The organism is Elioraea sp., from assembly GCF_022842375.1.
Taxonomy (GTDB): Bacteria; Pseudomonadota; Alphaproteobacteria; order Acetobacterales; family Acetobacteraceae; genus Elioraea_A.
Genome location: NZ_JALHPR010000001.1, coordinates 254,863 through 268,356, shown reverse-complemented (window position 1 = coordinate 268,356; position 13,494 = coordinate 254,863). Strand labels below are relative to the sequence as shown.

The window sequence follows — 13,494 nt, the reverse complement described above, 5'->3', positions numbered from 1 at the left end:
GAAAGACAAGTAATCAGCTGACACCAAGACTTGGGAGCCTCCACCGCATGTCGGATCGCCACGCCACCGTCTGGGACCGCGACGCAGCACTCATCGCCGCCCGAATCCTGCTCGACATCAAGGCGGTCAACTTCAGGCCGGAGGAGCCCTACACCTTTACCTCCGGCTGGAAGTCACCCGTCTACATCGATTGCCGCAAGATCATCTACTTCCCCCGCGCGCGCGCCAAGATCTGCGATCTCGCGGTGGAAAAGATCGGCCGGCATGTCGGCTACGAGACGTTCGACGTGGTGGCGGGCGGCGAGACGGCCGGCATCCCCTTCGCAGCCTGGATCGCCGACCGGATGCTGACCCCGATGGTCTACGTGCGGAAAAAGCCCAAGGGCTTCGGCCGCAACGCGTTGATCGAGGGCGATGCGCCGGAGGGGCAGCGCACGCTGCTGGTCGAGGACCTGACGACGGATGGGCAGAGCAAGATCCGCTTCGCCCAGGGGCTGCGCGATGCCGGTGCCATCGTGAACCACACCTTCGTGGTGTTCTACTACGGCGTGTTCCCCGGCTCGTTCGAGACGCTGAAGGCGATGGATGTCAGCCTCCACCACCTCTGCACCTGGTGGGATGTTCTCGAGGTCTGCCGCACCAACCCCTATTTCAGCGACAGCGCGCTCGCCGAGGTGCGGAAGTTCCTCGATGACCCGGTGACGTGGTCGACCTCCCGCGGCGGCATCGGCTCCACCGCCGAGGCGAAGGCGGAAGGATGAGGCGCGCGGCCCTCGCCGTCTTCGCCGCATGCCTGGCCACGGCGCCGGCAGCGGCGCAGCCGCGCGAGGCGCCCGCGCCTTCATCCGCGCAGCCGCGCGAGGCGCCCGCTTCTTCATCGGCGCAACCGCGCGATCAACTGACGATCGGCATCACGCAGTTTCCCTCGACGTTCCATCCCGCCATCGAGAACATGGCGGCGAAAAGCTACATCCTCGGCCTCGCCCGCCGGCCCATGACCGTCTACGACGCCGACTGGCAGCTCACCTGCATGCTCTGCGTCCGCCTGCCGACGATCGAGAACGGCGATGCGGTGCCCGAGACTGCGCCGAACGGCAACCCGGGCATCCGCGTCACGTATCGCATCCGTGACGATGCCACCTGGGGCGACGGAGCCCCCGTCACCGCCGATGACCTCGTGTTCTCGTGGACGGCAGGGCGTGAACCCACCACCGGCATGGGCCCTGCCGAGTTCTACCGCTCGCTGCACCGCATCGAGGTGATCGACGCGCGCACGCTGACGCTGCATTTCGACAAGCTCACCTTCGCCTACAACGCGATCAACGATTTCCATCCCCTGCCTGCGCGGCTCGAGAAGCCGGTATGGGAGGCCGATCCGCGCGGCTACCGCACGCGCACCCTGTACGATCGGGAAACGACAAATCCCGGCCTCTGGAACGGCCCCTATCGCGTCACGGGCGTGCAGGCCGGTGCCTCCGTCACGCTCGAGCGCAACCCTGCCTGGAGGGGTGCCGCCCCCGCCTTCCGCCGCATCGTCGTGCGCACGATCGAGAACACCACGGCGCTGGAAGCTGCCCTTCTCGCGGGCCAGATCGACATGATCGGCGGCGAGCTCGGGCTGGCACTCGACCAGGCGCTGGCGCTCGAGAAGCGGGCAGCCAACCGCTTCCGCTTCCACTACCAGCCGGGGCTGATCTACGAGCATCTCGACGTCAACCTCGACATCCCGGCGTTGCAGGACGTGCGCGTGCGTCGCGCGCTGTCGGCGGCGATCGACCGCAGGCAGATCGTCGACCGCCTCTTCGAGGGGCGGCAGCCGGTCGCGCGCAGCTTCGTCAACCCGCTCGACTGGATGGCGGACGAGAGCGTGACGGCGCCGGAGTTCGACCTCGCCCTCGCACGCCGCCTGCTCGACGAGGCCGGCTGGCGGCCGGGGCCCGACGGCATCCGCCGCAACGCCACCGGCGAGCGCCTGTCGCTCGAGCTCATGACCACCGCCGGCAACCGCTCGCGCGAACTCGTGCAGCAGGTGCTGCAGGGCATGTGGCGGCAGGCCGGAATCGAGGTGCGCATCCGTAACGAACCGCCGCGGGTGTTCTTCGGCGAAACCGTCTCGCGCCGCCGCTTCCAGGGGCTCGCGCTGTTCGCGTGGATTTCCTCGCCCGAGAACGTTCCGCGCACGATCCTGCACTCCTCCGAAATCCCGCGCGAGGAAACAAACTGGTCGGGCCAGAACTACACCGGCTTCCGCAACGCCGAGATGGACGAGCTGATCGAGCGCATCCCCCTCACGCTGGAGAAGGAGGAGCGCCGGCCGATGTGGCGCCGCGTGCAGGAGATCTACACGTCCGAGCTTCCCGTGCTGCCACTCTTCTTCCGCTCCGACGCGCATGTCTGGCCGCGCTGGCTCGACGGCGTTCGCCCGACGGGCCATCTCGCGCCATCGACACTCTGGGTCGAGCAGTGGCGGGCCACGCAGTAGGGCCGGTATGCTGCGGCTGATCGGCGGGCGGCTCGTCCAGGCCGCGATCACGCTCGCCATCCTCTCCTTCGCGACGTTCCTGCTGATCGGGCTGATGCCCGGCGACCCGATCGACCTCGCCATCGCCGGCGACCCCCGGCTCGGGGCTGAGGATGCCGCGCGGATGCGCGCGCTGCATGGGCTCGACCAGCCCTTGCTCGCGCGCTACTGGGCCTGGGCGACCGGCGCACTCCAGGGCGAGTTCGGATTCTCGCGCCTGTTCGCGAAACCCGCCGCCGAGGTGCTTGGCGATGCGCTCATCGCCTCGCTCGCGCTGCTCCTGCCGGCGACGTTCCTGTCGGCCGGCATCGGCATCACGCTCGGGGTGCTGGCCGCGCGCAAGCCGCGCTCGGCGCTCGACTACACCGTGAACGTGATCGCCTTCGCGGGGGTGTCGCTGCCGTCGTTCTGGCTCGGAATCCTTCTCGTCATCCTGTTCGCCGTCACGCTCGGCTGGCTGCCGGCTGGCGGACCGCCGGATGCGCCGGGGATCATCCCCTGGCTGCGCCATCTCGCGCTGCCCATGCTCACGCTGACCGTGCTCGGCCTCGCCGGCTACGCGCGGCAGACGCGGGCGGCGATGATCGAGGCGCTCGGCGATCCGTGGATCCGCACGGCATTGGCGAAGGGAGCAAGCGAGCGGCGCATCGTTCTCGGCCACGCCTTCCCCAACGCGGCGGTGCCCATCGTCACCGTCGCGGCGCTCGATTTCGCGACGCTGGTGTCTGGCGCACTCGTCACGGAGGCGGTGTTCGCCTGGCCTGGCATGGGCAAGACGATCTACGACGCGATCCTCGGCAACGACTACAATCTCGCCCTTCTTGCCCTGCTGCTCTCGGCGGCCGTGACGCTTGCCGCGAGCCTCGCGGCCGACATCGCGCAGCTCGCGATCGATCCCAGGGTCAGGGCGTGAGCGTGCGCGCATGAACGGGCGGGCGTGGCAGCGGTTCCGGGGCCATCACGCGGCCGTCGCGTCGGTGTTCCTGCTCGCGCTGATCGCTGCCGCGGCACTTGCCGCACCGCTGGTTGCCGCGGCACTGGGGCATGACCCGTTCATGCCCGATCTGTTCAAGCGCTACGAACCCGCCTCTGCCGCGCACCCGCTCGGCACGGACGAGCTGGGGCGCGACCTGCTGCTGCGGCTGCTCTACGGCGCGCGGGTGTCGCTTGCGGTGGGCCTCGTCGCGGCGCTGGTATCGGCGATCATCGGTACTGCCGTCGGACTCGCGGCGGCGTGGTTCGGCGGCGCGCTGGATGCCGCGCTGATGCGTCTGGCGGATGGGCTGCTCGCCCTTCCCTCGCTGCCACTGCTGATCGTTCTCGCCGCGGTCGATCCGGCCCGCCTCGGCCTGCCGCGCGGAGCGATGTGGTTCGACCTCGCGCGCATCGTGCTGATCATCGCGGTGTTCGGCTGGGTGAAGGTCGCGCGGCTGGCCCGTGCCTCGGCACTCTCGATCCTGCGGCGCGACTATGCCCGCGCGGCGGTGGCCCTCGGCGCCTCGGGCGGGCGCGTGCTGTGGCGGCACGTGGCCCCCAACCTCGCCGCCCATGTGACGGTGGCGAGCACGCAGACGGTGGGTGCCGTCATCCTGCTCGAAAGCGTGCTGTCGTTCCTGGGCCTCGGCATCCAGCCGCCGCTGCCCTCCTGGGGCAACATGCTGGCCGGCGCGCAGGAGCTCGTGTTCGCCGCCCCGATGGCCGCCGTGTGGCCGGGGATGATGATCTTCGCGACCGTGGTCGCGACCAATTTCATCGGCGATGGCCTGGCCGACGCGCTTGACCCGCGCGCGGAGATGGTACGGGCGTAAGGCTGGTTGCGGCTGTCACGAAACCTTCGCGGAGACCGTGCGCGCCAGCCGCTAGATATCCACGGCCGTTGCGGCCAACGCAGCGCATCCGATGGAGCGATCGATGAGCAACACCACCGTCACCCTGCATGACGCAGGCGAGGGCGACGAACCCGTTTGCAACACTTCCGGCAACCCGACCTTCGGCGACATCATCGAGGCGCATCTCTCGCGCCGTGGCGCCCTGCTCGGCGGGCTGACGGCCGCCGTCGGCGCGATGCTGGTCCAGCCAGGCCCGGCCGCGGCGCAGGGGACCACGCCGGCTGCCTCGTCAGAGCCGATGCTTGGCTTCAGCGCCGTGCCGACCGCGGAAGGTGACCGGATCGTGGTGCCGCAGGGCTACACCGCGCGCGTGATCGCAGCGTGGGGCGAGCCGATCACGGGCAGCTTCCCGCGCTTCAGCGCCAGCGCCAGCGGCGCCGACCAGGGCATGCAAGTCGGCCAGCACCATGACGGGATGCACTTCTTCCCGATCGAGGGCCGCTCTCCCGACCGGGGCAGCTCGACCGACGGGCTGCTCGTGCTGAACCACGAGTATGTCGAGCCGCGCTTCCTCCACGCCGCCCGCTATGCCGGGCAACGGCTCGGCGGCTCCGCCGTCGTGATCGCGAACGACAAGCGCGAGACGGACGAGGTGCTGAAGGAGATCAACGCCCACGGCGTCAGCGTCGTCCGCATCGCACGCCAGGCCGATGGCACCTGGGCGGTCCAGCGCGATGCGCGCAACCGCCGCATCACCGGCCAGACGCCGATGGAGATCGCCGGCCCCGTGCGCGGCACCGACTTCCTGCGCACGAAGTACAGCCCCGAGGGCACCCGCACGCGCGGCACACTGAACAATTGCGCGCATGGCGTGACGCCCTGGAATACCTACCTCACCTGCGAGGAGAACTGGGCCGGCTATTTCCGCAACGGCACCACCTCAGGCGACCGTCCCACCCTGCCGCGCGAGCAGGCACGCTACGGCGTCTCCACCCGCCGCGGCCGCTATGCGTGGGAGCTCGCCACCTCCGGCGCCGACGAGTTCGTCCGCTTCGACGCGACGCCCACCGGCGCCAACGCGACGGCCGACTACCGCAATGAGCCGAACGGCTTCGGTTGGGTGGTCGAGATCGACCCGTTCAACCCGGAGAGCGTTCCGGTGAAGCGCACCCATCTCGGCCGCTTCGCGCATGAGGGCGTCGTCTTCGGCCCGGCACGCGAGGGCCGCCCCGTCGTCGCGTATTCGGGCGACGACGCGATGTTCGAGTACATCTACAAGTTCGTCTCCGCCCGCCCCTACACGGCAGCGACGGCGAATGGCAGCCTGCTCGATGAAGGCACGCTCTATGCCGCCAAGTTCAACGATGACGGCACGGGTGAGTGGCTTGCACTCGCCCCCGGCCAGAACGGGCTGACGGCGGCTGACGGGTTCGGCACGCTCGCCGAAATCCTCGTCAACACGCGTGCCGCCGCCGACAAGGCGGGCGCGACGAAGATGGACCGGCCCGAGTGGGGTGCCGTCGATCCGCGCAGCGGCGAGGTCTACTTCACGCTGACCAACAACACCCGCCGCACCGCGGAGCAGGCGGACCGCGCCAACCCGCGCGGGCGCAGCCAGTTCGGCCACATCATCCGCTGGCGCGAGGCGAATGACGACCACGCAGCGACGCGCTTTGCCTGGAACATCTTTGTCCTCGCCGGCCCCGAGGCCGACAGCCGCACTTCGGCTGGCCGCGCGCTCGGCACCGACAGCATCTTCGCCTGCCCCGATGGCCTCTGGTTCGATGCCGCAGGCCGGATGTGGATCCAGACCGACATCGGCGAGAGCCAGCAGAACAAGGGCGACCTCGCCGTGTTCGGCAACAACCAGATGCTCGCCGCCGACCCGACCACGGGCGAGATCCGCCGCTTCCTGACCGGCCCGGTCGGCCAGGAAATCACCGGCGTCATCACCACGCCGGACCGGCGGACGATGTTCGTCAACGTCCAGCACCCGGGTGCGACAACGACGTCTGACGATTTCGCCGCCGGCAAGCCCAACAGCCTCTGGCCGGATGGCGAGGGCGTGCCGCGCTCGGCCACGATCGTCATCACCAAGAACGACGGTGGCATCATCGGCACCTGAGGCGACGCCCCTCGCAACGCCTGGAAGGGCCCCGCCGCGCGCCGGGGCCCTTCTGCGTTCAGCCGCCGAAAGGCCCGCCCCTGTCGCGTGAGAGCGCGATCACGGTCGAGCGTGGCGGGCGGTTCGGGTCGAGGTCCGGCCAGCGCGTGGCGGGCCGCGTGAAATCCGCCCCCTGCTCGAAGCCAGGGGTGCGCACGGCGGTGATGAGCGTGGACCCATCGGGCGTGAGCGCGACGCCGCCCATCCGCGCCCCGCGCGGGGCGGCGTAGATGGCCTGAACCACGCCTCGCTGCGCGCCAGAGGCGGTGCCGCAGACGAACACGCCATCGGCGATGTTGGTCGCACGCTGCAGCCCCGGCGTCGCGTTGCCCTGCGCTGTGCCGATCCAGAGCCGCCCGCGCTGGTCGACCGCGAGCGATTCAGGTGCGGCCAGCCAGGCACGCGTGCCTGGGCCGTAGCGCGCCGTCGTCGCAGGTGCCGCGAGATCGCCGCCGAGGATCAGCACGGTTGCCTCGGCCTCCGCCGCCGCATGGTCGCCACCCGCTGGCGTGATTTCCGCCACGTGGCCCCAGGTGTTGACCGCGCGCGGGTTGACGATGTTGGTCCGCGCAGCACCGCGCGAGGGGTTGCCGCGGCAGGCGAGGAACACGCGGCCATCGGGGTGGACCGCCAGCCCCGCCGGCGCGTCGAACACAGACCCGCCTGCTGCCGTGGCGGCGGCGCGAAGGTCGAGCAGCGCCTCGGGTGTCGAGGGCAGAGCCCGCCACTCGATGCGCCGTGGCCCGACGCCGGCGACCGAGAGCGTGCCCTCGTCGAGCAGCCCGTCATTCGCCGCACGGTCGGTCGCATCAACGGGGCGGGCGGAGACGAAGCGGTAGAGATATCCGTCAGCCCGCCCCTCGCTCATGTAGACGACGAGCCTGCCATCGGCCGCGAGTGCCGTCGCGAGTCCGGAACGGGGGAAGCGGCCGAGTGCCGTGCGCTTGGAAGGCACGTAGGTCGGCTCCAGCGGGTCGAGCTCGACCACCCAGCCGAAGCGCATCTCCTCGTTCGGATCGGCGAAACGGCCGCCGAGCGACCGCCAGCGCGAGAGCGCAGGTGCTGCATCGCCCTCGCCGAGCAGCATGGTGCGCCAGGGCGTCGGGGTCCCTGCGGTGGGTGCGATGATGCCGCGCACGGCGGCCCCTGCCGGGTCCTCGGCGGTTCGCTGGCGGACATGACCGGCAAGCGGGCCGCCGACGCGGCAGAGCGTGGTCGCCGTCAGCCGCCGTTGCTGGAAGCCGCCGCGTGCGATCACCCAGCGTCCACCCTGCGCGACGAGGTTGATCACCGAGGCGCCGACGGAGGCGATCTCCACCTCCGGCATGCTGCGCATCGCGGGGAACATCATCGCGGGCTCGGCGTCCGGGTGCGCGACGACGAGGACGAGGCGGGCGACGCCATCGGCCGCCGGAGGGGGCGAGACGATGCCGACCGTGACGGCATCCCACGCGAACTGCCCGCGCGCGGCAGCCTCGCCCGGCACGTCCGGGTTCCAGGGCGGGGCGTCGAACGCCACCGCATCGCCCCAGCGGATCAGCACGTCGCGGTGATAGCCGCGCGCGACGCGGTCATCGAGCGCGATCTCCTGCGTCACGTCGATCACGTCGGACAGGCGCGACTGCGCCGAGGCGGGCACGGCCGCGAGCGCAGCGGCGCCGGCGAGCAGCGTGCGTCGGGTGGTGATGATCATGCCGCCCCCTTCAGGTGGTTTCCGTCACCGGCGGCTCGTGCACGCGAACCGGTGGCGCCGTCTCCTCATACCGCACGATCTCGACGAGACAGGATTGCGCGACCGGCCCCTGGCCGAGCCTTGATGTACCTTCATCGCGCGTGAGCACGTTCGGGTTGCCATGCACGCAGAGGGAGCCAGGCTCGCCCGGCACCGCCGGGTCCATCCATGCACCTGTGGCCATGGCGACGACGCCGGGCAGGATCCCCTCGCTCACCACCACGCCGGCGAGGCAGGCGCCGCGATCGTTGAACACGCGCACGATGTCGCCGGCAGCAAGCCCGCGTGCGGCGGCGTCCTCAGGCCCGATCAGGATCGGCTCGCGCCCCGCCACCTTGGAGGCGAGGCTGACGCGCCCCTGGTCGAGCTGGCTGTGCAGGCGCGTGGCAGGCTGGAACGAGAGCAGGTGAAGCGGGAAGCGGCCGGCCTCCGGCGCGCCAAGCCACTCCTTCGGTGCGAACCACACCGGATGATCCGGGCAATCGTCATAGCCGAAGCCGCCGATCGTTCCGCTCACGAGTTCGACCTTGCCTGACGGCGTATTCAGCGGGTTCGCTTCCGGATCGTTCCGGAAGTCCTCGAACAGCACGAAGGGCTTCTCGGGTGCGGGAAACTCGACATGGCCCGCTGCCCAGAACGCATCGAAATCCGGCGTCTCGATGCCCGCCCGCGTCCAGGCAGCACGCGCCTGGCCGTAGAGGTGGCGCAGCCACGCGCTCTCGTCGCGCTGTTCGGTGAAGGCGTGGCGCACGCCAAGCGCATCGGCGATGTCGGCGAAGATCGCAAAATCATCCCGCGCCTGGCCCTGTGGTGCCACGGCCTGCTTCATCGCCATCACGTGCCGGTCGCGGCTCGAGGCGCCGATGTCGTTGCGCTCGAGTGTCGTTGTCGCCGGCAGGACGATGTCGGCGTGCCGGGCGAGGGTGGTCCACCACGGCTCGTTGACGACGATCGTCTCCGCCTTCGCCCAGGCGCGGAGCAGCCGGTTGAGGTCCTGGTGGTGGTGGAACGGGTTGCCGCCCGCCCAGTAGATCAGCTTCGTGTCGGGATAGGTGATCCACCGTCCGTTGTAGTCGCAACCGCCGCCTGGCTGCTCGAGCATGTCCGTCACGCGCGCGACGGGGATGAACAGGCCGACGGGGTTGCGCCCGGCGTTGAGCTGCGGCACTGGCAGGTCGATCCGCGGATTGCCGACGCCGTTGATCGAGCCGTAGCCGAAGGTGAAGCCCGTGCCTGGGCGGCCGATGCCGCCGGTGATGGCCGCAAGTGCCACCGTCATCCAGTAGGGCTGCTCGCCCCAGTCCTGCCGCTGGATCGACCAGGCCGAGGTGATCATCGTCGGGTTCGCCGCCATCGCGGCGGCGAGGCCGGCGATCGTTTCCGCATCAATGCCCGTGACCGGGGCGGCCCAGGCGGGTGTTTTCGCCACGCCGTCAGCCTCGCCCAAGATGTAGGCGCGCAACTTCTCCCACCCGACGCAGTGGGTGGCGAGGAAGGCGCGGTCCTCGCGCCCGGCGGCGACGATCGCGTGTGCCAGCGCCAGCATCAGCGCCGTGTCGGTGCCGGGGCGGATCGGCAGCCACTCCGCGCCCAGCCAGTCAGGCGTGTCCTGCCTGAGCGGCGAGATGTTGACGATGCGCAAGCCAGAGGCCGCCGCCTGGCGCAGCCAGTGGCGATACTGTCCCTCGCCCGCCCCGCCGGCGCAGACCTCGCCATTCTTCAGCGGCAGCCCGCCGAAGCAGACCATGAGTTTCGCGTTGTCGATGATCGAGGGCCAATCGGTCGCCGGCCCCTGGATGCAGTCATTCGTGCCGACGATGTGGGGCATCAGCGTCATGCCCGCGGCGTAGCTGTAGTTCGTCACCTGCCCGGTGAAGCCGCCGGCGACGTTCAGCATGCGGTGGAGTTGCGTGCGCGCATGGTGGAACCGCCCGGCCGAGGCCCAGCCATAGGAGCCGCCGAAGATGCTCGCATTGCCGTGATCCTGCCGGACGCGGCCAATCTCGCCGGCAACCAGCCTGATCGCCTCGTCCCAGCTCACCGGCACGAAAGCCTCGCCGCCGCGCATCGCCCCGGCGCGCTCGCCGCGCAGCCAGCCGGCGCGCACATAGGGCCGGTCGATCCGCGTGCGGGAGTGGACGATGTCGGGGACGCTGTCGATCAGCGTTCCGGGGTGCCTGTCGCCGGCGAAGGGGCGGACGGCGGTGACCTGCCCGTCCTCGACGAGGGCATCGAAGGCGCCCCAGTGGCTCGCATGCGGGATCGCGGTGACGGTCATGGCCTGGTCCTTCGTTCCACCCCTGCGCAGCGGGGGGCCCTCGCCCTTTGGCCAAGGGTGTTACACCGGGACGGAGCGCTCGGCCAACCTTCTGCGCAACCGCGATCAGGCGAGGCGATAGCGGCGCAGCCCGATCGGCCTTCGGTTCGCGATCGCCTCGGGGGCACTGCCAGCCATCACGCGCACCATGTCGCGCTGCACAAGGGGGGAAAGCCTGCCGTAGAAATGCCCGGCCATGTCCCCCTCCCCCGTGATCACAGCACCGACATCGACAGTCGAGAGCGCTGGACCCGGCAGGGGATCATCGGGCCCGGCTCGGCCGAGCCGCAGGCCGGCAAAACGGACAGCCTCGCTCGCCTTCAGCGCACCATCGGTCTCGCTGCTGTAGACGACGACGTGGCGCGCGAGGGCAAGCAGCGGGCGAAGCGCGCCGCCCTTGGCGAAGGCGTTCTTCTCGATATCAGCGCCCGTGCTCAGCACCGTGTCGAGCAGCCAGCCAGCTTGGCTCCCCGCCTGCACGTACCCAGGGCGCATAGCGGCAAGCGCGGCGGCGAGCACCTGGTGCCCCAGGCTCTGCACCACGAGGTGGATCCGCACCGGCCGCGGCGGCGGGCCAGGCCGCTTCGCCTTGGCATGGCGAAGTGCGGCCGCCCGCGCACGATCGGCCACGAAGGCGGAGAAGCGGGCGAGGAACCGATGAAGGCCAACGCCCGACATCGCCGCATCCCCGGCATCCGACCAGTAGGCCTTGGCGGTCAGCGCACCGTCGGACGGCCAGGTGAAGGCGATCGGCACGAGCGGCAGCAGGCGCGCATCATCCGCGATCGCTGCCTGCACGGCGATGTTGTGGGCCACCTGGGCGGTCACCGCGAGGGCTTCGTCGAAGCTCGTCTGGTAGCCATGCACGTAGACTAGGATGTCGGCCCGCGCGTTGCCGGCCTTGTCGAGCAACCTGTCCTCGATGCTGCTCAGCAGCGCGGTGCTTCCAAGCGCGAGGTGATCGGGGTCGGCAAGCTCCTCCCTGTACACGGCGAGTGAGACGCGCGTCGGCCGGTCGAGGGCAGGAATGCCGGCGGCAAAACCGGTGAAGCTGGCGCTGCCGTAGCGGAGCTCCTTCGGGCCTTGCGGGCCGAAGCCTTCGCCGAAGCCGGTCGGCGCCTTGGCAGGGCCGGTCGGGTTGCGGTTGGTGCAGAAATGGATCGACAGATCGCCTGCCTGCTCGCTCGCTGGTCCCTTGCCCATGGCCTCGCGCCTTTTCCTGCCCTTGGCGAAGGCTCACGGAGGGCGGGGGCGGCGTCTGTGCGCAGGCGCACAGCATCGCATTCACGCAGGGCGGCCTTTCGTTCCGCGCGGGGTTCCGGGCGGCGTCGCACAGGCCTAAGGTGGTCCATCCGACGAAGGAGAGCCCCATGACCCCGCCGCCGATCGGCAACAGCGCCGCAGCCCGCGACATCGCCGCAGTGCTCCACCCCTACACTGACCTGAAGGCGCACCAGGAGAACGGCCCGCTCGTGATCGCACGCGGCAAGGGCGTGCGCGTATTCGATGAGAACGGCAAGGCCTACATCGAGACCGTGGCGGGCCTCTGGTGCGCCGCACTCGGCTTCGACAACGAGCGGCTGGTGCAGGCCGCCGTGCGGCAGATGCGGGAGCTGCCCTTCTACCACGCCTTCACCGGCCGCTCGCACGAGCCGATGATCCGGCTGGCCGAGATGCTGCTCGAGCGTGCGCCCGCTGCGAATGGCGGGCGGATGAGCAAGGTGTTCTTCGCCAATTCCGGTTCGGAAGCGAACGATACCGCAATCAAGATGATCTGGTATGCCAACAATGCCTGGGGGCGGCCGCAGAAGAAGAAGATCATCGGCCGCGTGCGCGGCTATCACGGCATCACGATCGCCTCTGGCTCGGCCACCGGCCAAGTGGCGAACCACAAGGCGTTCGACCTGCCACTCCCCGGCTTCTTCCACACGATGTGCCCTTCCTACTACCACGCCGGCCTGCCGGGCGAGAGCGAGGAGGCGTTCAGCCAGCGCTGCGCCGATGAGCTCGAGAAGCTGATCCTCGCCGAGGGGCCGGACACGATCGCGGCGATGTTCGCCGAACCCATCCAGGGGGCCGGCGGCGTGGTCGTTCCGCCGAAGGGCTATTTCGCCGCGATCCAGAAGGTGCTGCGCAAGTACGACATCCTGCTCGTCGCCGACGAGGTGATCACGGGCTTCGCGCGCACCGGCAACTACTGGGGCAGCCAGACCTACGACATGGAGCCCGACATCCTCGTCTGCGCCAAGGCGCTCTCCTCCTCCTACCTCCCGATCAGCGCGGTGATGGTGAACCAGCGCGTGTTCGACGGGCTGGCGGCGAAAAGCCACGAGATCGGCACGTTCGGCCACGGCTTCACCTATTCCGGCCACCCGGTTCCGGCCGCGGTCGCGATCGAGACGCTGACGATCTATGACGAGATCGACATCGTCGGCCATGTTCGCGAAGTGGGCGCGCATTTCCAGGCCGAACTTCGCCGCCGCTTCCAGGACCATCCGCTGATCGGCGAGGTCCGCGGCATCGGGCTGATCGGCGCGGTGGAGCTGATCGAGGACAAGGCAGCGCGGAAGAACTTCGATCCCTCGCGCAAGGCCGGCCCGAAGCTGGTGAAGCTCGCGGAGGCGAACGGGCTGATCTGCCGTGCGATGGTGCTCGACAGCATCGGGTTCAGCCCGCCGCTGATCATCACCAAGGAGGAGATCAACGAGATGCTCGACCTGTTCGAGAAGACCGTCGACGACCTCGCCGTCCAGCTCCGCCGCGAGGCCATCGCGCCCGTCGCGTAGCGCTGATGCGCGCCGCGCCGGCAGCGGCGAAGCCGCGCGAGGCGCGCTCTTTCAACGCCTCAGCGGCGAAGCCGCGCGAGGTGCGTTCTTTCAAGCCTTCGCCGGCAGCGGCGAAGCCGCGCGAGGCCCGCTCTTTCAACGCCTC

9 protein-coding genes are annotated in these 13,494 nt (G+C 69.9%); 6 read left to right on the top strand and 3 right to left on the bottom strand.

Going from position 1 to position 13,494, the window contains the following annotated elements; all coding sequences use genetic code 11:
- Positions 1–47 precede the first annotated feature (47 nt).
- The 5 genes from Q0C38_RS01225 to Q0C38_RS01205 all read left to right on the top strand — a co-directional run bounded on the left by Q0C38_RS01225 (position 48) and on the right by Q0C38_RS01205 (position 6,475).
- Entirely contained in the window at positions 48–761 is a 714-nt protein-coding gene (locus tag Q0C38_RS01225) for an orotate phosphoribosyltransferase (protein ID WP_291295224.1), read from the top strand.
- Positions 758–2,482: a peptide ABC transporter substrate-binding protein gene (locus tag Q0C38_RS01220; protein ID WP_291295223.1), complete on the top strand. Its 1,725-nt coding sequence runs from the start codon at positions 758–760 to the stop codon at positions 2,480–2,482. The genes Q0C38_RS01225 and Q0C38_RS01220 overlap by 4 nt, the downstream gene beginning before the upstream one ends.
- 7 nt (positions 2,483–2,489) lie before the next feature.
- Positions 2,490–3,434, top strand: a complete 945-nt coding sequence (locus Q0C38_RS01215; protein ID WP_291295222.1) for an ABC transporter permease — start codon at positions 2,490–2,492, stop codon at positions 3,432–3,434.
- Positions 3,435–3,444: 10 nt separating this feature from the next.
- Complete coding sequence (locus Q0C38_RS01210; RefSeq protein ID WP_291295221.1) at positions 3,445–4,329, top strand: ABC transporter permease; 885 nt, start codon at positions 3,445–3,447, stop codon at positions 4,327–4,329.
- Positions 4,330–4,432: 103 nt separating this feature from the next.
- Positions 4,433–6,475 carry a PhoX family phosphatase gene (locus Q0C38_RS01205; protein WP_291295220.1) on the top strand — a complete coding sequence of 681 codons (2,043 nt, stop codon included), beginning with the start codon at positions 4,433–4,435 and terminating at the stop codon, positions 6,473–6,475.
- Positions 6,476–6,533: 58 nt separating this feature from the next.
- Here Q0C38_RS01205 and Q0C38_RS01200 read toward each other — a convergent pair whose 3' ends face one another.
- From Q0C38_RS01200 to Q0C38_RS01190, 3 genes are all read right to left on the bottom strand, one after another.
- Complete coding sequence (locus Q0C38_RS01200) at positions 6,534–8,207, bottom strand: PhoX family phosphatase (protein ID WP_291295219.1); 1,674 nt, start codon at positions 8,205–8,207, stop codon at positions 6,534–6,536.
- A gap of 10 nt (positions 8,208–8,217) precedes the next feature.
- Complete coding sequence (locus tag Q0C38_RS01195; RefSeq protein WP_291295218.1) at positions 8,218–10,524, bottom strand: molybdopterin-dependent oxidoreductase; 2,307 nt, start codon at positions 10,522–10,524, stop codon at positions 8,218–8,220.
- A gap of 105 nt (positions 10,525–10,629) precedes the next feature.
- Entirely contained in the window at positions 10,630–11,766 is a 1,137-nt protein-coding gene (locus tag Q0C38_RS01190; protein ID WP_291295217.1) for an alpha/beta hydrolase, read from the bottom strand.
- Between the two features lie 167 nt (positions 11,767–11,933).
- On the opposite strand from Q0C38_RS01190, the gene Q0C38_RS01185 reads away from it, so the two are divergent.
- The gene (locus Q0C38_RS01185) at positions 11,934–13,349 is read left to right on the top strand and encodes an aspartate aminotransferase family protein (RefSeq protein WP_291295216.1); all 1,416 of its coding nucleotides are present in this window, start codon (positions 11,934–11,936) and stop codon (positions 13,347–13,349) included.
- The last annotated feature ends 145 nt before the right edge of the window (positions 13,350–13,494 follow it).